Annotated in this window: 19 protein-coding genes, 1 tRNA gene, 2 pseudogenes and 1 other annotated feature (1 of these 23 only partly in view); of the genes and pseudogenes, 11 read left to right on the forward strand and 11 right to left on the reverse strand. The window is 48.6% G+C overall.

What is annotated here, in order from left to right:
- Nucleotides 1-13: 13 nt before the first annotated feature.
- The 4 genes from arnT (at nucleotide 14) to AC2A06_RS08115 (ending at nucleotide 3,179) form a co-directional block, all read left to right on the forward strand.
- Nucleotides 14-1,678 (forward strand): lipid IV(A) 4-amino-4-deoxy-L-arabinosyltransferase, encoded by a 1,665-nt coding sequence (gene arnT / locus AC2A06_RS08100; protein WP_484379950.1) that lies wholly within the window; start codon nucleotides 14-16, stop codon nucleotides 1,676-1,678.
- The gene (gene arnE, locus AC2A06_RS08105) at nucleotides 1,678-2,019 is read left to right on the forward strand and encodes a 4-amino-4-deoxy-L-arabinose-phosphoundecaprenol flippase subunit ArnE (protein WP_484379951.1); all 342 of its coding nucleotides are present in this window, start codon (nucleotides 1,678-1,680) and stop codon (nucleotides 2,017-2,019) included. Before arnT ends, arnE begins: the two co-directional genes overlap by 1 nt.
- Nucleotides 2,016-2,411: a 4-amino-4-deoxy-L-arabinose-phosphoundecaprenol flippase subunit ArnF gene (gene arnF / locus AC2A06_RS08110; protein WP_484379952.1), complete on the forward strand. Its 396-nt coding sequence runs from the start codon at nucleotides 2,016-2,018 to the stop codon at nucleotides 2,409-2,411. The genes arnE and arnF overlap by 4 nt, the downstream gene beginning before the upstream one ends.
- 309 nt (nucleotides 2,412-2,720) lie before the next feature.
- Nucleotides 2,721-3,179, forward strand: coding sequence for an NlpC/P60 family protein (locus AC2A06_RS08115; protein ID WP_484379953.1), 459 nt, complete (start codon nucleotides 2,721-2,723; stop codon nucleotides 3,177-3,179).
- A 92-nt stretch (nucleotides 3,180-3,271) separates the two neighbouring features.
- On the opposite strand, the gene AC2A06_RS08120 is transcribed toward AC2A06_RS08115, so the two are convergent.
- Nucleotides 3,272-4,318 (reverse strand): 3-deoxy-7-phosphoheptulonate synthase, encoded by a 1,047-nt coding sequence (locus tag AC2A06_RS08120; RefSeq protein WP_484379996.1) that lies wholly within the window; start codon nucleotides 4,316-4,318, stop codon nucleotides 3,272-3,274.
- A 200-nt stretch (nucleotides 4,319-4,518) separates the two neighbouring features.
- On the opposite strand from AC2A06_RS08120, the pseudogene AC2A06_RS08125 reads away from it, so the two are divergent.
- A pseudogene (locus AC2A06_RS08125) lies at nucleotides 4,519-4,724 on the forward strand (putative PEP-binding protein); the annotation flags it as partial.
- Between the two features lie 70 nt (nucleotides 4,725-4,794).
- Here the strand turns inward: AC2A06_RS08125 and ydiK are convergent.
- Nucleotides 4,795-5,895, reverse strand: coding sequence for an AI-2E family transporter YdiK (ydiK, locus tag AC2A06_RS08130; protein WP_484379954.1), 1,101 nt, complete (start codon nucleotides 5,893-5,895; stop codon nucleotides 4,795-4,797).
- A 287-nt stretch (nucleotides 5,896-6,182) separates the two neighbouring features.
- Here ydiK and ydiJ point away from each other — a divergent pair, with 287 nt between their 5' ends.
- The 4 genes from ydiJ (at nucleotide 6,183) to AC2A06_RS08150 (ending at nucleotide 11,678) form a co-directional block, all read left to right on the forward strand.
- Nucleotides 6,183-9,242: a D-2-hydroxyglutarate dehydrogenase YdiJ gene (ydiJ, locus tag AC2A06_RS08135; RefSeq protein ID WP_484379955.1), complete on the forward strand. Its 3,060-nt coding sequence runs from the start codon at nucleotides 6,183-6,185 to the stop codon at nucleotides 9,240-9,242.
- Nucleotides 9,239-9,655 (forward strand): 1,4-dihydroxy-2-naphthoyl-CoA hydrolase, encoded by a 417-nt coding sequence (gene menI / locus AC2A06_RS08140; RefSeq protein WP_023490298.1) that lies wholly within the window; start codon nucleotides 9,239-9,241, stop codon nucleotides 9,653-9,655. Before ydiJ ends, menI begins: the two co-directional genes overlap by 4 nt.
- Nucleotides 9,656-9,816: 161 nt before the next feature.
- Entirely contained in the window at nucleotides 9,817-10,191 is a 375-nt protein-coding gene (locus tag AC2A06_RS08145; RefSeq protein WP_484379956.1) for a copper resistance protein, read from the forward strand.
- Nucleotides 10,192-10,643: 452 nt separating this feature from the next.
- On the forward strand, nucleotides 10,644-11,678 hold the full coding sequence (locus AC2A06_RS08150) for an MBL fold metallo-hydrolase (protein ID WP_484379957.1): 1,035 nt from the start codon (nucleotides 10,644-10,646) through the stop codon (nucleotides 11,676-11,678).
- Nucleotides 11,679-11,966: 288 nt separating this feature from the next.
- On the opposite strand, the gene AC2A06_RS08155 is transcribed toward AC2A06_RS08150, so the two are convergent.
- Nucleotides 11,967-12,041 (reverse strand) — tRNA-Arg (locus AC2A06_RS08155).
- 398 nt (nucleotides 12,042-12,439) lie between these two features.
- Here AC2A06_RS08155 and AC2A06_RS08160 point away from each other — a divergent pair.
- Nucleotides 12,440-13,366, forward strand: coding sequence for a L,D-transpeptidase family protein (locus AC2A06_RS08160; RefSeq protein ID WP_023490005.1), 927 nt, complete (start codon nucleotides 12,440-12,442; stop codon nucleotides 13,364-13,366).
- Nucleotides 13,367-13,587: 221 nt separating this feature from the next.
- Here AC2A06_RS08160 and AC2A06_RS08165 read toward each other — a convergent pair whose 3' ends face one another.
- The gene (locus AC2A06_RS08165; protein WP_484379958.1) at nucleotides 13,588-13,824 is read right to left on the reverse strand and encodes a major outer membrane lipoprotein; all 237 of its coding nucleotides are present in this window, start codon (nucleotides 13,822-13,824) and stop codon (nucleotides 13,588-13,590) included.
- Nucleotides 13,825-14,111: 287 nt separating this feature from the next.
- On the reverse strand, nucleotides 14,112-14,861 hold the full coding sequence (locus AC2A06_RS08170) for a YciC family protein (protein ID WP_484379959.1): 750 nt from the start codon (nucleotides 14,859-14,861) through the stop codon (nucleotides 14,112-14,114).
- A 345-nt stretch (nucleotides 14,862-15,206) separates the two neighbouring features.
- Here AC2A06_RS08170 and ompW point away from each other — a divergent pair, with 345 nt between their 5' ends.
- A complete protein-coding gene (ompW, locus tag AC2A06_RS08175; RefSeq protein WP_023490002.1) occupies nucleotides 15,207-15,848 on the forward strand; it encodes an outer membrane protein OmpW in 642 nt (213 codons plus the stop codon).
- Between the two features lie 43 nt (nucleotides 15,849-15,891).
- Here ompW and AC2A06_RS08180 read toward each other — a convergent pair whose 3' ends face one another.
- The 6 genes and pseudogenes from AC2A06_RS08180 to AC2A06_RS08205 form a co-directional block, all read right to left on the reverse strand.
- Nucleotides 15,892-16,206: a BON domain-containing protein gene (locus AC2A06_RS08180; protein WP_484379960.1), complete on the reverse strand. Its 315-nt coding sequence runs from the start codon at nucleotides 16,204-16,206 to the stop codon at nucleotides 15,892-15,894.
- A 261-nt stretch (nucleotides 16,207-16,467) separates the two neighbouring features.
- Nucleotides 16,468-17,274 carry a tryptophan synthase subunit alpha gene (trpA, locus tag AC2A06_RS08185; RefSeq protein WP_484379961.1) on the reverse strand — a complete coding sequence of 269 codons (807 nt, stop codon included), beginning with the start codon at nucleotides 17,272-17,274 and terminating at the stop codon, nucleotides 16,468-16,470.
- Nucleotides 17,274-18,467 (reverse strand): tryptophan synthase subunit beta, encoded by a 1,194-nt coding sequence (gene trpB, locus AC2A06_RS08190; protein ID WP_484379997.1) that lies wholly within the window; start codon nucleotides 18,465-18,467, stop codon nucleotides 17,274-17,276. Before trpB ends, trpA begins: the two co-directional genes overlap by 1 nt.
- A 26-nt stretch (nucleotides 18,468-18,493) precedes the next feature.
- Nucleotides 18,494-19,855, reverse strand: a complete 1,362-nt coding sequence (gene trpCF / locus AC2A06_RS08195) for a bifunctional indole-3-glycerol-phosphate synthase TrpC/phosphoribosylanthranilate isomerase TrpF (RefSeq protein WP_484379962.1) — start codon at nucleotides 19,853-19,855, stop codon at nucleotides 18,494-18,496.
- 3 nt (nucleotides 19,856-19,858) lie between these two features.
- Nucleotides 19,859-21,454: pseudogene (gene trpD, locus AC2A06_RS08200) on the reverse strand (bifunctional anthranilate synthase glutamate amidotransferase component TrpG/anthranilate phosphoribosyltransferase TrpD).
- Nucleotides 21,454-23,016, reverse strand: a complete 1,563-nt coding sequence (locus AC2A06_RS08205) for an anthranilate synthase component 1 (RefSeq protein ID WP_484379963.1) — start codon at nucleotides 23,014-23,016, stop codon at nucleotides 21,454-21,456. The pseudogene trpD and the gene AC2A06_RS08205 overlap by 1 nt, the downstream one beginning before the upstream one ends.
- Nucleotides 23,017-23,037: 21 nt before the next feature.
- Nucleotides 23,038-23,049 (reverse strand) — a sequence feature (Trp leader region); it runs 93 nt beyond the window's last position.

Genomic DNA, 23,049 nt, shown 5'->3' on the forward strand with positions numbered 1-23,049 from the left:
GAAAGACGTTTCAATGAAAGCGCTAAAAGGAACCTGGGCTATCATCTTAGCCATTTTTTTTGTTTTAGTTTATTTGATCCCGCTTAACGGGCGCCAACTCTGGCAGCCGGATGAAACCCGTTATGCAGAAATTAGCCGTGAAATGTTGGCAAAGGGCGATTGGGTGGTGCCCAATTTGCTTGGTTTGCGCTATTTTGAAAAACCGGTAGCAGGTTACTGGTTTAACAATATCAGTCAGTGGTTGTTTGGTGACAACAATTTTTCTGTCCGTTTTGCTTCCGTATTGAGTACTGCCCTGACCGCGCTATTGGTCTTTGCCTTAGCCTGGTTGATGTGGAAAAACGCCCGTAGAGCCTGTCTGGCAGCCCTGATTTTCTTGTCGATGTTCTTGGTTTTCGGTATCGGAACCTACAGCGTGCTTGATCCGATGATCGCATTGTGGCTTACCGCAGCGATGGTCAGTTATTATCTGGCACTGAACGCAACCACCGGCAAAGGTAAACTGGGCGGCTTTATTTTGCTGGGGCTGGCTTGTGGTATGGGCTTTATGACCAAAGGGTTTCTAGCCCTTGCGGTACCGGTAATTGCGGTTATCCCGATTGTTATCCAGCAACGGAAATTTAAAGAGCTATTCAGTTATGGTCCGATCGCTGTGGTGGTCGCGGTGCTGGTTAGTTTGCCGTGGGCATTGGCAGTGGCACAGCGTGAGCCGGATTACTGGCATTACTTTTTCTGGATAGAGCATATTCAGCGTTTTGCTGAGGAGAATGCACAGCATAAAGCGCCATTCTGGTATTACATTCCAGTTCTGATTGCCGCTGTGCTGCCTTGGGTAGCGTTATTACCAGGCTCATTATTGAAAGGTTGGCGTGAACGTGTTCGCGCTCCTGAGTTATTCTTTTTACTCAGTTGGGTAGTGATGCCGCTAATATTTTTCAGTATTGCTAAAGGCAAACTGCTGACTTATATCCTATCTTGCATGGCACCGCTGGCATTGCTGATGGCAGCTTATGCTGATGATTGTATGGCTCAATTGCGCCGTGGGGTATTCAAGGCGAATGCCATCATCAATGGGTTATTTGGTGTAGTCGGCATTCTGGCCCTGTTGGTACTGGTGTCAGGTTGGCTACCGAATGTACATTTGTTTTCTTCTGAAGAGTGGCCAAAAATTGTTTTAGGCGTGATCGCTTTTGCCAGTTGGTTGTTGTTTGCTGTCGTTTCTACCCGTGATAATGCCCGTTATTGGCCTTGGGCGGCGGCTTGCCCGGTGGTGCTGTGTTTATTAATTGGTTATAGCATTCCACAGCAAGTGATTAACTCGAAACAACCGCAAGAGTTTATTGCTGCCAATATGATTCCACTACGAGAGAGCAAGTTTGTGCTTGCTGATAACGTCGGCGTGGCTGCCAGCCTGGCTTGGGAGCTGAAACGTAGCGACGTACTGATGTTTAGTGCGAAAGGCGAGGTGGCCTACGGGCTGAGTTATCCTGATGCACGCGACCATTACGTCAGTGAGCAGGATTTCCCCCAGTGGTTGGCACAGGCGCGTAAGCAAGGGGCGGTTGCTTTGGTACTACAGCTTTCCCGTAATGAGCAGATATCATCCAGCCTACCCAAGCCCGATAGTGTGACTACGACGCACCGTCTGGCTTTGTTATGGTATGAGCAGCAACCCTGATGGCTTATTTTTTAGTGATCCTGGTCTGCCTGCTGACTTGCGCAGGGCAATTATGCCAGAAGCAGGCTGCACAGTCCTGGCAACAAGTCTCTGAACGGCGGTTGGCAGTGACTTTGCGTTGGCTGGCTGCGGCGATTGTTTTTCTGGGCCTGGGGATGTTGTTTTGGCTTAATGTGTTACAGCGTTTGCCACTCAGCTTGGCTTATCCGATGATCAGCTTTAATTTTGTGCTGGTGACGTTGGCGGCACGCTGGCTGTTTAATGAACCGACGACACCACGCCATTGGTGTGGTGTCGCATCTATCATGTTGGGGATATTACTGATGAGCCTTGATTTATGAAAGGTTACCTATGGGGGGCTGCCAGCGTCCTCTTGGTGACGTTGGCGCAGTTGCTAATGAAGTGGGGGATGACCCAGATCCCATTATTATCTCTCGCTGAAATGACCTTGTCATTTTTGCAGCAATATTGGTTGGTCTTGCTGGCAGTAGCTGGCGGGATCTTTGCCTACGCTTTGTCGATGTTATGTTGGTTCTTTGCCTTGCGTTATCTGCCGTTAAACCGGGCTTATCCGTTATTGAGCGTCAGTTATGCCTTAGTTTATTTAGGCGCGGTGCTCCTACCCTGGATTAATGAGCCAGTGACATTGTTTAAAACGCTAGGTACGTTGCTTATTCTGTTTGGCGTCTGGTTGATTAATAGCCGCAACCCAGTAGAATCTCGCCCTAAATAAACAAACACCTTTTGCTTATATTGATATCTGCTGCTTAAATAACAGCAGATATATTTCTTGCAAAATTTGCTTTTTGGTTATACACAGAGATAAATTAACCCCAAATAATCCGTTGTATATCGGGGCTCAGGGTAAGACTTGGGCAGTATAAATCCAGCAATGTATACGCTAAATAATTCGAGTTGCTTGTAGGCAGCCAGCGATGGAATCCCCAGGAGCATAGCTGACTATGTGACTGGGGTGACAGAGAGCAGCTAACACCCAAGCAACTTGAAGGATGACGAGTATATCAGTGAAGAGAACAATGCGATGCGCATATGGTTTTTATTAGCTTGTTTAATTCTTGCTGGTTGCAGTAGCCAGGCACCGCCACCGAGTGGCCGTTTATCAGACTCGATAGTGGTGGTGGCAAAACTCAATGAGCAATTGAATCAATGGCATGGTACCCCGTATCGCTATGGGGGCTTGGATCGTAATGGTGTTGATTGCTCCGGTTTTGTTTACCGTACTTTCCGTGATCGCTTTGATATGCAATTGCCGCGTTCTACCGAGCAGCAGACGGAGTTAGGAACTAAAGTTTCTCGTGATGAGCTGCTACCGGGTGACTTGGTATTTTTCAAAACTGGCAGTGGTGAGAATGGATTGCATGTGGGTATTTATGATACCGATGATCAATTTATTCATGCGTCAACCAGCAGAGGTGTGACGCGGTCGTCATTGAATAATAGCTATTGGCGTAAAGTTTACTGGCAAGCACGTCGCATTTGATGGATAGCAACTTCTGACTTATTACTGGGTAGAAGGTACGTATCCATCATCATTCAAGTTGCGCTTAAGGTTGTGTCTTTTTCTGCCACAGATCAGAAACGGCTATCTACCGCATCAGCTAGCATAGCCAGCAACCGCTCGCTATCAGACCAACTCAGGCAGGGGTCAGTGATGGACTGACCATAAGTCAATGTATGACCAGACACAACTTTTTGTGTTCCTTCCACCAGAAAACTTTCTGCCATGACCCCGGCGACTGCCATTGAGCCGGCGCGAATTTGTTGGCAGATATCTTCAGCGACATCCAATTGGCGACGGTGTAATTTCTGGCAATTGCCGTGACTGAAATCAATCACTAACTGCTCAGGGAGATCGAATTCGCGCAGACTATCACAAGCGGCAACAATATCTTCGGCATGATAATTCGGTTTTTTACCACCACGCATAATGATGTGGCCGTAAGGGTTACCGCTGGTTTGATAAATCGTCATTTGCCCCTGTTTGTCGGGTGATAGAAATAGATGCCCGGCGCGAGCGGCGCGGATGGCGTCAATGGCGATTCGGGTATTGCCATCGGTACCATTTTTAAAACCTACCGGGCAGGAGAGTGCTGAGGCCATTTCACGGTGGATCTGGCTTTCCGTGGTTCTGGCCCCGATAGCTCCCCAACTGATCAGGTCGGCAATATACTGCCCGGTCACCATATCCAAGAACTCCGTGGCGGTCGGCAGGCCAAGCTGGTTCACTTCCAGCAGCAGCTTACGGGCCATTTCAATCCCACGGTTGACCTGATAACTGCCATCCAGGTCAGGGTCGGATATCAGCCCTTTCCAGCCGATTACGGTGCGTGGTTTCTCAAAATAGGTACGCATCACGATTTCCAAGCGATCTTGATAATGCTGGCGCTGGGAATGCAGGCGATGAGCATAATCGGTTGCGGCATCCAAGTCATGGATGGAACAAGGGCCAATCACCACCAGCAAGCGTTTATCTTCACCGGTCAGGATTTTTCCGATAGCGTCACGTGACGTTGTCACGCATTGTGCGACTGAGGGTGTGATGGGTAATTTTTCAGCCAGTGATTTTGGCGTGATAAGGCTATCGATGCGCGTAGTCCGCAGTTCATCTGTTTTGTGCATGGTTTTCTCTGAAAGCTGTTCTTCGCGACGGTAGAAGTACCGGGAAGTGATGTTGCTCACAATAACCTAAAAACCGCCGAATTCAACTGTAGAGAGCAGGTTCTGCTGATTGATGCGGATAAAAACGCCACCGACAGTGTTCAAAAAAAACTACGTATCAAATAACGCCGTCGCTGTAGTAAGAGCAAAAGACGCTGTATTTTCCCTATCGCTCTAACGATATAACCCAGTTAACGTTGGGGCTTGATCGTGACTCCGGTGTGGTTTCTGAATTGTTTTATGAATGTAACGGTGCGCTTAATGCACTGCTTTCTAAGGTGATTCGATGGACCAGGGCATAGATAGTTTATCCCTCAATCCCGATACGGTGGTGCAAACCAGGGTACGTTTAGCGCAGAGAAGCTAGTTGCTGGTGCATTGAGCTCAAAAAGCCGTCACGGGATGTGGCGGCTTTTGACATTTATTGTTGGCGCTATTTATTGCTGTTCCGGCTCTTTTTCGGCATCCATTGGCGCAGTAATCGGCTCTGGTGCTTCATTAACCCAGGCGCTGATCAGGCGATAAGAGACCGCCAGAACCACCGGGCCAATAAACAGACCGATCATACCAAAGGCCAGTAAACCACCGATAACGCCGGAAAGAATCAGAATCAATGGCAAGTCGGCGCCCATGCGGATCAATGCTGGGCGCAGGACGTTGTCCAAGGTACCCACCACACAACTCCATATCAACAACACTGTCCCCCAGGTCGTATCGCCACTCCAATACAGCCAGATAATGGCAGGGATTAAGACCAATAATGGCCCCAATTGAGCAACACAAAATATAAACATCAATACTGACAGCAAGGTCGCGGCGGGAATACCGGCAATCGCTAAACCAATGCCTCCCAGCACTGATTGTACCAATGCGGTTACAACCACCCCGAGAGCCACGGCGCGGATAGCTTGCCCAGCGAGTACTACGGCGGCATCACCTCTGGCAGCACCAAGACGCACGGCAAAGTGGCGAATAGCCATACCAACCTGTTCCCCTCGGGCATACAACAAGGCACTGAATAATACCATCAACACGCAGTGCATCAGGAAACGGCCAATATGAGCTGCCTGGGTGACAAACCAGGTGGCTGTCTGACCGAGGTAAGGTTGCACTTTAGCAATCAATGCGCTGCCACCTGTATTGATTGACAGATGATAGCTGCTATATACCCGCTCCCCGATCAGCGGAATATCGCGTAACCAGGCTAATTCAGGAATATTGACTTTACTGGGGGTATTCACCCACTCCAGGAGTGGGGCGCTGTTATCCACCACACTGCTAACCAAAAGTGCAATAGGGAGAACAAACAGTAAAAGCAGTAGGATGGTCATCACCACTACGGCGAGGGAGCGGCGACCCCAGAGCATACGTTGTAGCTTAATCAACAGCGGCCAAGTGGCAATCACCACCATACTGGCCCAGGCAAAGCCAAGAATAAACGGTTGTACTACCCAAAAACTGGCAAGAATCATAATGGCGATAAACAACACACCAAAAATAATCGTGGGTAAATCGTATCGGCGTTGCAGTTGTGTCATGAATGCATTTTCATCCTGTTTCAGTTAAAACCTTTACGCTTTCATCATGGTGCATTTGCAGCAATTTTCACAGTTGGCAGAGCGCTTAACGGCAACCGCTTCTGTTGCTCTCACTTTATGATAATGTGAATGCGTTCACGAAATGGAGTATGTTAGTTTTTACTGACCATAAAAAATAGGGGTAGTTGTGAATATAGGCGTATTCCCCAATTTATTTCGTTGCCACCTGCACCCATGCAGTTGGTTATCATCATGCAATTAAAAAACAGACAGGGTCAAAAAAGCGAATGATCCCACAGATTTCTCAGTCACCCGGAATCGTTCAACGGGTAGTCGATTTTTTAGCAGCGCTAAAACAGAACGGATTCAGCGGCGATATGGCCACCAGTTATGCAGACCGCTTAACGATGGCAACGGACAACAGTATCTATCAGTTATTACCTGATGCAGTGCTGTTCCCCCGTTCAACGGCAGATGTGGCATTACTGGCGCGTTTGGCGGAGGATGAGCGTTTCAAAGCGCTGACTTTCAGCCCACGCGGCGGCGGTACCGGTACTAACGGCCAATCCCTTAACAGTGGCATTGTGGTTGATATGTCGCGCTACATGAACCGCATCCTGGAAATCAACCCAGAGCAAGGTTGGGTCCGGGTTGAAGCTGGGGTGATCAAAGACCAGCTTAATCAGTATCTGCGACCCTTCGGTTATTTTTTCTCGCCAGAATTATCCACCAGTAACCGAGCCACGCTGGGGGGGATGATCAATACCGATGCTTCCGGCCAGGGGTCACTGGTTTATGGTAAAACGTCGGATCACGTGCTGGGGTTGCGGGCAGTATTGTTGGGAGGGGAGATGATCGATACCCGCGCGATGCCCACCCCGTTGGCGGAAACCATTGCCCAGGAAGAGACACCCGAAGGGCGTATCTATAATACAGTGCTAAACCGTTGCCGTGAGCAGCGAGCCTTGATTTTAGAAAAATTCCCCAAACTTAACCGCTTCCTTACCGGCTACGATTTGCGCCATGTTTTGAGTGACGACCTGCAAACCTTCGATCTGACCCGTATTCTCACCGGGGCCGAAGGCACCTTGGCATTTATTACGGAAGCACGGCTGGATATTACCCCGCTGCCGAAGGTACGCCGTTTGGTCAACGTAAAATATGACTCTTTTGATTCCGCGCTGCGTAATGCCCCGTTTATGGTGGAAGCCAACGCCTTATCGGTAGAAACGATTGATTCTAAAGTGCTCAATTTGGCCCGTGAAGATATTGTCTGGCATTCGGTTAGTGAGTTAATCACCAATGTGGTGGATAAAGAGATGCTGGGGTTGAACATCGTCGAGTTTGCTGGCGATGATAGCTCCATTATCGATAGCCAAGTATCGTCGCTCTGTCAACGCTTGGATGAATTGATCGCTACGCAGCAGTCTGGGGTGATTGGTTATCAGATATGCGGTGACCTCAGTAGTATCGAGCGTATTTACAATATGCGCAAAAAGGCAGTAGGGCTGCTGGGAAATGCTAAAGGGCAAGCTAAACCCATCCCGTTTGCCGAAGATACTTGTGTACCTCCGCAACATCTGGCGGATTATATTAGTGAGTTCCGTCAACTACTCGACAGCCATAACCTGAGCTATGGCATGTTCGGCCATGTTGATGCGGGTGTGTTACATGTGCGCCCGGCCTTGGACATGTGTGATCCGCAGCAAGAAGTGCTCATGAAGCAGTTATCTGACCAAATAGTTGCTCTGACAGCCAAGTATGGTGGGTTGTTATGGGGGGAACATGGTAAAGGTTTCCGGGCGGAATACAGCCCGGCATTCTTTGGTGAGACGCTTTATCAAGAGTTGCGGCGCATTAAGGCGGCATTTGATCCGCTTAATCGCCTTAACCCAGGCAAGATTTGCCCACCACTGGGTGTGGATGCCCCGATGATGAAAGTGGATGCGCAGAAACGCGGCACACTGGATCGCCAGATCCCGCTGGATACCCGTCTCTCGTTCCGTGGTGCCATGGAGTGTAACGGTAATGGGTTGTGCTTCAACTTTGATGTTAACAGCCCAATGTGCCCATCAATGAAGATCACTGGCAACCGGATCCACTCACCGAAAGGGCGGGCAGCCTTGGTTCGTGAATGGTTGCGTCTGCTGGCGGAGCAGGGCTGTGACCCACTTGCCCTGGAAAAGCAGTTGCCACAACAGCGACTCAGTTTCCGCTCATTGATCGAAAAAACGCGTAACTCTTGGCAGGCGGCAAAAGGCGAGTATGACTTCTCCCATGAAGTGAAAGAAGCCATGTCAGGTTGCTTGGCTTGCAAAGCCTGTTCAACGCAATGCCCGATTAAAATCGATGTACCGAGTTTCCGCTCACGCTTTTTACAGCTCTATCACACACGTTATTTACGGCCGGTGCGTGACTATATGGTTGCTGGCGTAGAAGGCTATACCCCATTGATGGCCAAAGCGCCGAAAGTGTTTAATTTTTTCTTTAAACAACCGTGGGTGGGTGAACTGAGCCGTCGTACGATCGGTATGGTGGATTTACCGCTGCTTTCCAGCCCAACGTTGCGTCAGCAACTTGCTGGCCATGGTGCCGTCAGTACCACGCTGGAGCAGTTAGAAGCGATGAGTGAAGCACAGCGCCAACAGTATGTGCTGGTGGTGCAAGATCCCTTTACCAGCTATTACGATGCACAGGTGGTGGCTGATTTTGTTCGCCTGGTTGAGAAATTGGGCTACCAACCGGTGCTGCTGCCTTTCTCGCCAAATGGAAAAGCGCAACATATCAAAGGCTTTTTGGCGTATTTTGCCAAAACAGCACGTAAAACCGCGGATTTCCTCAACCGGGTGGCCAAATTAGGTTTGCCGATGGTGGGGGTCGACCCTGCATTGGTACTGTGCTATCGCGATGAATATCAAGAAATTCTTGGCGATAGTCGGGGGAGTTTCCAGGTACAGCTGGTACATGAGTGGCTACAACCCTTGCTGGCGGCACGTCAACCACAACCAACAGCGGAAGGGGAGGCATGGTATCTGCTTGGGCACTGTACTGAAACCACCGAGCTACCGGCGAGCGCTGGGCAATGGAGCGCCATCTTTGCCTGTTTGGGTGCCAAACTGGAAAATGTGAATGTAGGTTGTTGTGGTATGGCGGGAACCTATGGGCACGAAGCCAAAAACCAACAAAATTCGCTCGGTATCTATCAGTTATCATGGCATCAGGCGCTACAACGCTTGCCACAGCAACGCTGCCTGGCAACGGGTTACTCTTGTCGTAGTCAGGTGAAACGTATGGAAGGTAATCGGTTACGTCATCCATTACAGGCTTTGTTGGAGATAATAGTGTGAAGCTGTGGAAGCGCGAAATAACGTTGGAACAACTTAACCAGACCGGTGAAGGTTGCATGGTAGGCCATGTGGGGATCCAATTCACTCATATGGCAGAGGATTACCTGGAGGCAACTATGCCAGTAGATCACCGTACCACTCAGCCATTTGGTCTGTTACATGGTGGTGCTTCGGTGGTACTGGCGGAATCGATGGGTTCCATGGCCGGTTATTTATGCACCGAGGGGGATCAGAAGCTAGTGGGGTTGGAGATTAATGCCAATCATATTCGGGCGGTATTTAAAGGGCAGGTGCGCGGTGTTTGCCGTGCCTTGCATATTGGGCGCCGCAATCAGGTGTGGCAGATAGAAATTTTCGATGATCGTGATCGTCTATGCTGCACCTCACGCCTGACCACTGCGGTGCTGGAGTAAGGTGCTGGCGTAAATAGCAATAAAGGTGGCGAGGCTTAGGGACGAGCCGAGTCATTAAATATGGAATTTACGTAATTTGACAGTTCTGTTTTTTAGTTTCATTGCAAAAAAAACTAAAAAAGGATACTGTCACCCAATCTGAAATAATAAGTAGCTAACGAATGATTGCGCGCCAGCGAATTGCGAAATGGTTTTTATACTTAACTTGCTTAGTTGTGTTAACTTGCGTAACACAGCGAATGGCCGTATTTCATCCGTTACAACTTGCCGTTGAATCATCTAATGTAAGCGTAAACCAACATTCTATTAACAGTGATGTAGATACCACTTCCTCTGTTTCATGTAAACTTGGTGCCAAACTGCTAATGGCGGCATCACCAGTGATGTTTGAAGCAGTGATATTTGGGCTGGGAATGTTGTTCTTTATTCAGTCCCTGCTCATTGTTCCGCACTTACGGTTACGTTTCCCTCCGCCAAGAGTTATCTCTCCAACCACCCTCCGGCTACATCTTCGATTATGTGTTTTCCGAGAATAAACAAATCCTCTGTTATACGGGGTGCTTTTTACTAATAAGTGAAATTTTATTTCATTAGTATTAACTTTGCTTAAAATTATATCTTTTACCTAACATAAAGTTAAAGATATTGATTGAAGGCCATCGGCAAAATCCATGTTGAAAGATATGACTCTGTGCCAATGGTTGTAAAGTTAATAAAAGGTATAAGTATTATATCTCGGTATGAGATACCGCCCTGTGTAACTTAATAAATATAAAATTCACACAAGTGTTGTGTTAGGCATTAACCCAAGTTGATTCAAGATGCAACTAGGGGAGAGCTGAGCGAAGCACCAGACGCATAGAGCACTATGTGACTGTGCAGATAGCGTTCAGCCCATACCCAGGTGCCATGAATGACGATAGGTATCGTCTGACCAATGAACTTAAGATAAATATTTACGCACAACCTTAATTGTGTTGAGTGAAATATGTTACCGAAAATGGTTAATCATATGTTTTTTAAGAAAAATTCAAAATTGAAATTTACTCTGTTTAATATTGTTATCACTGCAATGTTACTGAATGCGCCTTCTGCCTTGGCAGAAAACAAACCTTCCCTTGCGGAAAGCAAACCTTCGATAAAAGTCACCTTGCTTGGTACAGGAACTCCAGAACCCTCTATTCAGCGCTTTGGTTCAAGTGCACTCGTAGAGGCGGGGCCGGAAAAAATGATTTTCGATGCTGGGGCTGGCACTGCCAAACGGTTATGGCAGCTAGGTATTCCTATTGGTAAAGCCGGTCCATTTTTCCTGACACATCTTCATTCCGACCATACAGTGGATATCCCTGATATTTGGTTGAATGGCTATGTTGCAACACCCTATGGTGGACGTAAGACACCATTAGAAATTTATGGACCTGAAGGTACTCAAAATATGATGATGTATTTGAGGAAAGCATTTGATTGGGATATTCGCGGCAGGGAAAATGGTCCAGGAAATCCTGTTATTGGCTTTAATGCCACAGAAATTAAAGAAGGTGTTGTTTTTAATCGAAATGGCGTCGTGGTGACTGCATTTCTTGTCGATCACGGACATTCTGACCTTACCCCGGCATTCGGTTATCGAGTAGATTATGCTGGGAAGTCAGTTGTTATCTCTGGTGATACGCGCTTTAATGAAAACTTGATAAAACATGCCAAAGGTACGGATGTTCTTATTCACGAAGTGACCGCAGGAAATAAAGAATTATTAGCTCAATCTGAGGCGGCTAGAGGTATCGTCGCACTTCATACCCCGCCGGATGATGCAGGGAGAGTATTTAGTGCTGTCAAGCCAAAGCTCGCTGTATATACCCATATTGTTCTTTTAGGTAATAGTTCCTTTCCGGCACCTAGCGCCGATGACTTGATCCCTCTTACCAGAGAGACATATAAGGGGCCGCTAGTGGTTGGAGAGGACCTAATGAGAATTAACATCGGTGATGAAGTTAGTGTTGAAAAACTGAAGCTTCCAGCCCATTAAAATGGTACGACGAGTGGCTCTCGCTTATTAGCGTAGATAAGCCAGGAAAATACTTTTCCGGTGATAAGCCCCTTGGGGTGTAAGCCGGAATTCCAGATTTTGCCGGGCTATGTGTTCGACCGTGAGCATGGGTAAAATTCCGGTGGGTAAAATACTTTACCCGTTTTTTACCCGCTAAATAGTGCGGCTATCAACGATCCATTGCGAACATTAACGAACATTGATTACACTAAGTGCTGATTTTACGGGGGTTTAACGAACTTCTGAGGATGTTGGCGAACGGTGTGATGGTGTCCCCTGCAGGAATCGAACCTGCAACTAGCCCTTAGGAGGGGCTCGTTATATCCATTTAACTAAGAGGACGCTGAGCAGAGATTATACTGTTTGATCAAGTCCTTATCTTACCGTAATTCCTCATGATTTTTCAAGTCATCCTCTGCGCGCGGTTCAGTGAGCTTTTCGGTGTTTGTTTACTCAGGGTGGCAAGAGACAGGGCAGATGCAGGCTCATATTATGTCAATGAGAATTTACAATTCGGTTCACTGTTTTCCTTGCCAAGCTAAAACAGTGATCTTTCATTAAGTTAGTTGTTGACGATTCATTGACAATACTGATGATGGTTAGTGTATAACATATTGATTTCTAGGTGACTTGTTGCCTTTGAACTTATTCTTGCTACTATTGCAATGGTATTAGTCAAATTTATTCACTGGCAAACTGCCGATAACCAGCAATAAACCGTGATAATTGTAGGGATGAGAATGAAACGTGTGTTGACTTTAATTGGTGTGCTGTTGGCTACGGTAGTGACCGGTGCCCAAGCCACTAATGTAAACGAATATCCATTACCACCGCCAGGCAGCCGTCTGATTGGTGAAAATAAGGTCTATAACGTCACTAAGGATGGCCGTTCCTTGGAAGCCATTGCTGCTGAGTTCAAAGTGGGCCTATTGGGAATGTTAGAAGCTAATCCGGGGACTGACCCTTACCTGCCAAAGCCGGGTTCGGCGTTGACTATCCCACTGCAGATGCTGTTGCCAGATACGCCGCGGGAAGGGATTGTGGTGAATCTTGCGGAACTGCGTCTTTACTATTACCCGCCAGGTGAAAACAAAGTGATTGTCTATCCGATCGGTATTGGTCAGACGGGTATGCATACACCGCTGAAGGTGACGTCAATCAGTCAGATGATTCGTAACCCTACCTGGACACCGACGCCTAATATTCGTAAGCGCTATCTTGCAGACGGTATCACGTTACCTGCTGTGGTACCGGCAGGGCCTGAAAATCCGATGGGGTTGTTTGCTATGCGTCTGTCCATGGCAGGGGGCAATTATCTGATTCACGGTACCAATGCTAATTTCGGTATTGGCATGCGTGTTAGCTCGGGTTGTATTCGTTTGCGTCCAGATGACATTGAAGCGCTGTTCAATATGGTGTCAGCAGGAACACGAGTACAGATTATCAATGAGCCAGTGAAAGCCTCTGTTGAGCCGGATGGTAAACGTTATGTAGAAGTTCATCAGCCTTTGTCGAAAGTAGAGAGTGATGATCCACAGACTATGCCAATCCTGCTTTCTAGTAGTAAGAAAGCATTTGCTGCTGATGGGCAGACAGATAGAGCAAAATTCGACAGCGCGATGGAACGGCGTTCTGGCATACCGGTGCTGGTCAGTGTAGGGCAATAGCATTTAAACAGCTTGTAGCGCCTTATAGGAGCTAATTACAGGCTTGAACCATCAATCAGTTAAGTGGGTTAAAATGCTTGGCTAATGGGTTAACAAGAAGGGGGCTGGCATCTGTCGGCCCTTTTTTGTGGCTGGTAGTGAGTGGACTAAAATGCGATATAGTGGAGCTTATAAGCAAAAAAAACGGCGCACTAAGCGCCGTTTTATTAACATAGACTATCTTACTTTTTGTAAGCGTGAGCCATGTTGTCCAGACGCTGGTTAGCGCGCGCTGCTTCGTCTTTAGCAGTTTGAACGTCAGCACGAACTGCGTTCACGTCGTTGCTCAGTTGGTCAACTTTAGAGTTCAGAGTCTGAACGTCAGAAGACAGTTGATCCAATTTAGCAGTGCTTGAGCAACCAGCCAGCATAGTAGAAGCTAAGATTACCGCGCCCAGTACCAGTTTAGTACGATTCATTATAACACCCTCTAGATTAAGTTAATCTCCATGTAGCGTCATAAGTATTACATAAACTTTTTTCGAAAGAGAATAATTTTTTTATATTTGGGCTCTTATTTTTGATCGTTCGCTCAAACTTGCACCTTTTTTTACAAAAGAGTTAAAAAAGCAAAGAAAAACAGGTGGATTTTACGGCGTAATCTTTGGTTTTGCCTGGTTAAATAATGAGCAGGTGGGTGTATTCTTAAGAACTCAGGTTCAAAAGCAGGCACGGGGTTGAAAAAATCGTGCCTGCTTGGTAATGATCAGTTACGCAGTAACATATACAGACGGGATAGATAAATCAGATATAGTGCGGAAATCAGATTGCTTAATGCAGTCAACACTATGCTGGCAACCTCACGTGTTAACGATGACTGACTGATCATAAACAGTACCAGAAATTCAGCGGCTAACCACAGCATCATTGCCGGGACGATCACTCGGGCATTGGCAAAAGCCAGTTTGCAGCTCTGCCTGAGAGAAGCAAAGATGCCAGGGCGGTCAGCAAAATAAATCACCGGAGCTAATGAGAACGAGATAGCCAGGATCAAACCCGGCACAATAAACAGCGTAATACCTAATTGGATCAGAAGGGCACAGATAAACAACATCAGCAGTAAGCCGGGTAATTGTGGCAAAGAACTCCCCATCGCTCGTAATGCACTGGTGGTATGGCCTGCAGATACCATGCCTATTAACGTGAGAACTCCCCCCACCAGTAACGCATTGCCCACCAAAGCGGAGACGAGTGCGGCAGCAGATTGTTTCAAAAACAATATTTGCTGTTCTGGCGTCATAGTTTGAACGATTTCCTGGAGCCCCATTCCTGCTGTGGCGGTTAAATCATTCTTTGTGGCATTCAACAGTTCTAACTGCTCAGCATCGGGCTTTAAAGCCTGATTAAGCAACACAGAAATAAATGCCGTCAGCAGGGCTATCAGCAAGATACCGACCACCTGGTTACGGAAAAAGTTAAAACTGTCACGGTATAACATGCTGGCCGTGATAGGCATGCGGACTCCTTGGTGTCGATAGCAAAATAAATCAGTGTGTAATTGTACCCTGTTCTGTGCTGCTGTTGCACCCCGTGAAATACTCAGCGCTGATTTCTTCTGCGATTATTGTATCAGCCACGAAAATGGCAGCGGTTTGAGCAACTGTAATTTCATATCGATCCGTTCACTGGCAAGTTATGATTTTTGATTTACATCAAAATAGGTTTTTATTTCGATTCTGTTAATTGTTGTTTTTGGTGGAAATTTACAACTCTAGGCACAAGATGTGATCTCGATTGGATCATAACTCGCTGTAAATAGGTATATTTAACCTGGATATAAACCACAAAAATGGAATGGATAATGAAAAAGACAACTCTGGTGATATTGGCTACCATGCTGACCCCGATGTTAGCAAGCGCGCATCAAGCTGGTGATTTCTTGGTCCGTGCAGGTACGGCAACCGTACGTCCGAATGCCGGCTCCGATAATGTTCTGGGGCAGGGCTCTTTCGATGTTAATAACAATACACAATTAGGGCTGACCCTTGGTTATATGGTCACCGATAACATTGGTGTTGAGCTGTTGGCTGCCACCCCTTTCCGCCATTCAGTTTCGCTCAATGGTTCCGCTGTTAATGGAACCATTGCGACAGTCGAGCATTTACCGCCGACCCTGATGGCGCAGTACTATTTTGGTGATAAGCAGGACAAACTGCGTCCTTACTTGGGTATCGGTGTCAATTACACCATGTTCTTTGATGAGAAGTTTAACGACTATGGTAACAGTGCCGGTGTGAGTAATCTGGATCTGAAAAACTCTTGGGGTGTAGCGGGGCAGGCTGGCCTGGATTACAACCTGGATGAGCACTGGATGCTGAATATGTCAGTCTGGTGGATGGATATCAAAACCGATGTACGCTTTGATGTTGCCGGGCAAAGTCAGAGTATTGACACTCGTCTCGATCCCTTTGTGTTTATGTTTGGCGCAGGTTATCGCTTTTAAATCAGTCCGTTCAGGAGGCGCTTTTGGCGCCTCCCTCTAGCCATTACTTAATGAGCATATTGTTTTTTACTAATTTGACGCCGGCTACACCACGAGTCACTTGCACAGCATGAGAAGCATCTGCTTTGGAACTGACGAAACCACTCAATTGTACCTGCCCTTTAAAGGTTTCGACGTTGATTTCCGTTGATCGAATACTTTTATTTGCCAGCAGTGCGGCCTTCACTTTGGTGGTGATTACCGTATCGTCAATATAACCACCCGTTCCTTCTGATTTTGCTGTGGGTGCGCAGGCGGCCAGCGACATGGCTAACATTGCAGCCAGACATAATGCATAAAAAGTTTTAAACAGTTTCATAAGTGACACTCCATGCCATGTGTTATTGCTATGACTGATATACACTTCATCCTTCAAGCTGCTTGGGTGTTGGCTGCATACGTTCGTACCAGTTACATGGTTATCTATGCTCCTGGAGACTCTCGGTCTGGCCGTCTACGAGCAACTCGAATTATTTGTTGTATTAGTTAATTCAATTTACTCGTGAACGGCAACTTGAATCGGGACGAGTGAATTGATGATGACCGGATAGCGTGCGTTATCCGGTCATAATAGAAGAGATTATACGCGCGTTGCCGTTTTCATTCTGCGAACAAAGTCCCCTAATTTAGCTAACATATCATCAGGTTGAGCCAGGTTCTGTTCGATGACTTTGACAATAGCGGAGCCAGAGATTGCCCCCGCGGCCCCCGCTTGTAAGGTCTCCTTAACTTGAGAAGGCTCAGAGATGCCAAACCCTTGTAATGGTGGTGGTGCGTTATATTCACGTAGCTTATTTACCAAATGGTGCAGTGGTAACTGCGCGCGACTTTCGGCTCCTGTCACCCCGGCGCGTGAAAGCAGATAGGTATAACCACGGCCATGGGAAGCAATGTTGCGCAGCAAATCATCATCAGCATTGGGTGGGCAAATATAGATGGGAGCGATGCCATGGCGGGTTGCGGCGGCACGAAAGGGTGCCGATTCTTCGAACGGCACATCAGCTACCAATACCGAGTCAACCCCGACCTCAGCGCAACGCTGGTAAAATGCATCAATACCACGATGGAATACCAGGTTGGCATACATCAGTAGGCCAATGGGGATCTGGGGATGTTTCTGGCGTATTGCCGCCAGTATTTCGAAACATTGTGTGGGTGTCACCCCAGCCTCAAAAGCACGTAGTGTGGCATTTTGAATGGTTGGGCCGTCAGCGAGAGGATCTGAGAAGGGGATCCCCAACTCCAGGGCATCGGCACCGTTTTCTATCAAGGTATCAATGATTTTTAGTGATAACGCCGGGTTTGGATCCCCCAGGGTAACAAATGGGACGAACGCACCTTCTTTATTATGTTCTAAGCGCTTGAACAGTTGCTGATATCGTTCCATCAGATTTCTCCCCGTGCTTGCAAAATATCGTGAACGGTAAATATGTCTTTGTCGCCGCGGCCAGATAGGTTAACCACCAGAATTTGCTCTTTCTCCGGGGCTTCACGCACCATTTTCAGGGCATGTGCCAGAGCATGAGAGGACTCCAGTGCCGGGATAATCCCTTCGTGGCGAGAAAGCGCTTTAAAGGCGTCCAGAGCCTCTTCATCAGTAATAGAAACGTATTCTGCGCGGCCAATACTGTTCAGATAGGCATGCTGTGGGCCGACAGAAGGAAAATCCAGCCCGGCAGAAATTGAATAGGACTCTTCGATCTGCCCTTCAGAGGTTTGCATCATCGGCGATTTCATCCCGAAGTAGATACCGATGCGGCCATGCTTCAGCGGTGCGCCATGTTGACCGGTTTCGATACCCAGACCGGCGGGTTCAACGCCAATCAGGCCAACACTGCTTTCATCAATGAAATCCGCAAACATGCCGATGGCGTTGGAGCCACCACCGACACAAGCCAGGACGGCGTCAGGTAGGCGACCTTCACGCTCCAACACTTGGCGTTTGGTTTCTTCACCAATCATACGTTGGAATTCACGGACGATGGTCGGGAAGGGGTGAGGACCGGCAGCAGTACCCAACATATAGTGAGCCTTTTCATAGGAGCCAGACCAGTCACGCAGGGCTTCATTACAGGCGTCTTTTAATGTGGCAGAACCACTGTGTACGGCGATCACTTCCGCACCCATCAAACGCATACGGAACACGTTTGGCGATTGGCGTTCAATGTCTTTGGCACCCATATAGATGCGGCATTTGAGGCCGAGCAGGGCACAGGCAAGTGCAGAGGCGACACCATGTTGACCGGCGCCGGTTTCTGCGATGATCTCGGTTTTACCCATACGCTTGGCCAACAGCGCTTGGCCCAGTACCTGGTTGGTTTTGTGCGCGCCACCATGTAGCAGATCTTCACGCTTCAGGTAGAGCTTGGTCTTAGTACCTGCAGTCAGATTTTTACACAGTGTTAGCGCAGTTGGCCGCCCCGCGTAGTTGCGTAGTAAGTCGATAAATTCTGCTTGAAACTCTGGGTCACGCTGCGCGCTGACAAAGGCTTCTTCAAGTTGTTTTAACGCCGGCATCAGAATTTGTGGTACGTATTGCCCACCAAATTCGCCAAAGTAAGGGTTAAGTAAGGCCATTATTTTTCCCGTTATTATCTATGAAAAGATCAATAGTTGCGCAAAGCCTGGAAAACTGCCGCCAGGCGTGAAGCATCTTTGATGCCGGGTTGCTGCTCAACGCCCGAATTGAAATCCAGGCCAACACTACCCAGTAATGCGGCATCCTCACAGTTATCGGCGTTTAAACCACCGGCCAGCATCACGTTATCGAGCGATTGCCCAGGCAGCAGTGACCAATCAAAACGCATTCCAGTACCGCCTGCACCATTATCCAGCAGGTAACGGTCAACATATTGTAGATTGCGGTCTGGCAAAGATGCCTTGACGCTCAGTGCTTTCCAGATCTGGCAGCTTGCGGGGAGTTGGGTTCGCAACGCGTTGATATAGTTTTGATCTTCCATACCGTGTAATTGCACGGCATGCAAACCAAGCTGTTCGGCAGTTTGTGCCACCTTCGTTATCTGCTCATCGCAGAATACACCGACATATTTCAATGGTGCACCAGTGAGCACTTCTCTTGCGCGGCCGACATCCAGATAACGCGGTGAGCGGCTGACGAAGATCAACCCACCATAGTTGGCACCGGCCTGGTAAGCAGCCGCCGCATCTTGGGGCCGGGTCAAACCGCAGACTTTATTATCACCTAAGGTAACGCGGCACACGGCACGGCGTAAGTTGTTTTCTGACATTAGTGCGCTGCCAATCAAAAAACCATCGGCATACTGGCTGAGTTCACGGATCTGCCGGTAACTGTTAATGCCGGATTCACTAATCACAGTTACCCCTGCTGGTACCTGTGGAGCCAGCAAACGGGTACGGTTCAAATCAATGGAGAGATCGCGCAGGTCACGGTTGTTGATGCCAATCACCCGAGCTTCAAGCTGTATGGCACGTTGCAGTTCGTCCTCGCTGATGACTTCAGTCAACACCCCCATATTCAGGCTATGAGCTACGGCGGCCAACTGACGATATTGTTCATCATTTAACACCGACAACATCAGGAGAATTGCATCAGCTTGGTAATAACGGGCCAGATAGATCTGATAAGGGTCGATGATAAAGTCTTTGCACAGCACCGGTTGAGTGGCTGCTTGGCTCACCAGGGGTAAAAAATCAAAGCTGCCCTGGAAATACTTTTCATCAGTCAGCACCGAGATCGCTGAGGCAAACTCCCGGTAGACCGAAGCGATAGCCACCGGGTCAAAATCCTCACGAATTAACCCCTTGGAAGGGGAGGCTTTTTTGCATTCAAGAATAAAGGCGGTTTTAGGCCCTTGCAATGCCTGATAAAAATTGCGGGTAGTGGGCACCACCTCATGTTGAAAGCTGGACAGTGGTTGCTGTTGGCTACGTGCCGCGACCCATTGCACTTTGTCACGCACAATCTTGTTAAGTACGGTTTCCTGCATTATTTATCCTCTCGCTGCCAAGGCAGTGACAAGCTGGTAAGCTTGCCCACTGTGGAGCATATCTAATGCCTGCTGCGCATTATGCCGCAGGTCTTCCTGACCGAATAATTTCAGTAACAGTGCTACGTTAGCCGCCACGGCTGCCGCATGAGCGCGCTCACCCTTACCTTGTAATAACCGGCTCAGAATATCACGGTTATCCTCAGGTGTTCCGCCCAGCAGTGCTGACAATGGGTGACTCTCTAAACCAAAAGAACTCGGCGACAATTGATAACTTTCAATTTCGCCATCACGCAGCTCAGCGACATGGGTAGTGGTATGGATTGCCACTTCATCCATGCCACCGCCATGAACCACAGCAGCACGTCGGTAACCGAGCACACGCAGCGTCTGGGCAATGGGGAGCACCAGGTCTGGGCTGTAGACACCAATTAACGCCAAAGGGGGGCGTGCTGGATTGATGAGTGGACCCAGTACGTTAAACACGGTGCGGGTTTTCAATTGCTGACGAACGGGCATCGCATGGCGAAAACCGATGTGGTATTGCGGTGCAAACAGGAAGCATACGCCAAGTTCATCCAGCGCCAAGCGTGACTGTTCTGCAGGTAAATTCAGATTGATGCCAAAGGCCGCCAGTAAATCAGAAGAACCGGAACGGCTGGAAACACTGCGGTTACCATGTTTGGCGATTTTAGCTCCGCAGGCGGCAGCGACAAAGGCACTGGCCGTAGAGATATTAATACTGTTGGTGCCATCGCCTCCGGTACCAACAATGTCAGCAAAGTCATAATCTGGTCGTGGAAAGGGGAGCGCATTGGCTAACAATGCTTGCGCGGCACCGGCAATCTCCTCTGGGCGTTCACCGCGCACTTTCATGCTGATCAGCGCAGCGGCCAATTGGCAATGTTCCAGCTCACCACGCACAATGGCGTTGAACAGTTGCTGGCTTTCCAACTGATCCATCGTCTCTGAGCGATACAGTTTTTCAAGAATAGGTTGCATAGTCATTTACCTTAATTATTTCGCCAGTACCCAGGCCAGCGTCTGCTCAAGCAAACGGGCGCCCTGGATAGTCAGAATCGATTCGGGGTGAAATTGAAAACCACATACGCGGTGTTGGTCATGGCGAACGGCCATCACCATGTCACCGAAATGGGCATTGACGGTGAGTTCGGCAGGGAGACAGCTGCCCACCAGTGAATGGTAGCGAGCTACCGGCAGTGGGTTGGGCATGCCGGCAAACATGCCTTCGCCATCATGAGTGATGGCCGACGCTTTGCCATGCAGAATTTCGCCAGCTTGACCCACATGGCCGCCATACGCCTCTACGATCGCCTGGTGCCCAAGGCAGATACCTATAATCGGCATTTTCCCAACCATACGTTGCAATAACTCTGGCATGCAGCCTGCATCGGCAGGCGTCCCCGGGCCAGGGGAAAGCAGCAACACCGGGTTTTTCATCTGTTGCAGGCGGTCAATGATGATATCTGCGGCAATCTGGTTGCGATAGACCACTACGTGGTGACCGCTGGCGCGCAATTGATCAACCAGGTTATAAGTAAAGGAGTCGACATTATCGAGCAATAAGATATCAGCCATCAGAACACCTCCTTGGCGTGATGTGCGCTGGCAATAGCACGTAACACGGCACGCGCCTTATTCCGTGTTTCGTCTGCTTCTGCCTGAGGTACTGAATCCAACACCACGCCAGCGCCGGCTTGCACGGTGGCAATACCGTCTTCAACATAGGCCGAACGGATGACGATGCAGGTATCGAGATCGCCGTGAGAGGTAAAATAGCCGACGGCACCACCGTAACTACCACGACGTGTGCCTTCTGAGGCGGCAATCAGTTGCATGGCTCTCACTTTTGGCGCACCACTCAGGGTGCCCATATTCATACAGGCCTGATAGGCATGGAGTACATCAAGGTCGCCACGCAGTTTGCCGACAACTCGAGAAACCAGATGCATGACAAAAGAGTAGCGGTCAACTTGGGTCAGGTCAGCAACATAACGGCTGCCTGGTTCACAAATACGAGCCAGATCGTTACGAGCCAGATCCACCAACATCAGGTGCTCCGCCAACTCTTTGTGGTCGGTGCGCATTTCCAGTTCAATACGACTATCGAGATCCCGATCCAGCGAGCCATCAGCACGGCGTCCACGCGGGCGCGTTCCGGCAATCGGGTAAATTTCGATCTGACGGCTGATGGCGTCGTATTTCAAAGCACTTTCCGGTGAGGCACCAAACAGGGTGAATTGGTTATCCTGCATAAAGAACATATAGGGACTTGGGTTATTTTCCTTCAGAGTCTGGTAGGCAACCAGCGGATTGGGACAAGGTAACGAGAACCGGCGCGAAGGAACCACCTGAAATATTTCACCATGGCGAATCGCCTGCTGTAGTTTGCTGACGACCGCAGCATACTCTTCATCACTTTGGTTACAGTGTAACTGCATATCCGCCAGTTTTTGCTGGGGAATAGCGAGAGGCGTCTGCTGCAGTTGCCCTTGAAGTTGTTCAAGGCGCTGCTGTAAACGTAATGTCTCTGCGGGGTCGCCGGTGAAGGCACTGGCTTGCAAACGGGCAACAGCATGTTGATGATCGAGCACCAGCAATGTTTCAGCCAAATAAAAGCAGAAATCGGGGCAGTGTTGCTCTTGACGAACCTCTGGCAGCTCTTCAAACCCGGCGACGAGGTCATAGGCGAACAACCCACCGAGCAGCATGGCTTCACGCTCATCAGCGGGAGTTTCAACCAATGTCAGTATCGCTCGCAGTGCATCAAACACTGACAGTGAACGCAGGCGAGCATCTTCATCTTGCAAGCTATCAATGGCTGGGAAGGTCAACTCACGCCCATTAGGCACCACCTTGATCTGCACCACGCGAGGGAGCGCTTGGTCCAATAGTGGCAGCAATGCAGCGCCATTGGCTGTCAAGGCTTGCAGATTGACATGACGACCCAAGGCAGTAATGCGTAATGCGCTATCAACAATCAGCAGACTCTTCAGGTTTTGCTTGCTGTCGATTTCAGCCGATTCCAATAACAACGTAGCCGGACGAGCCCCACACAACTGATGAAAAATGGCGGTAGGGTCACTCCGGTAAGCCGCCTGGGCGGTAAATAGTTGAAGCTGAGGTTTATTGTTCATCATGGGTCCAGTTAAATCTTGTCCATAAAAAAGCCC

Source organism: Serratia sp. HNCC26DJ244 (assembly GCF_057180565.1).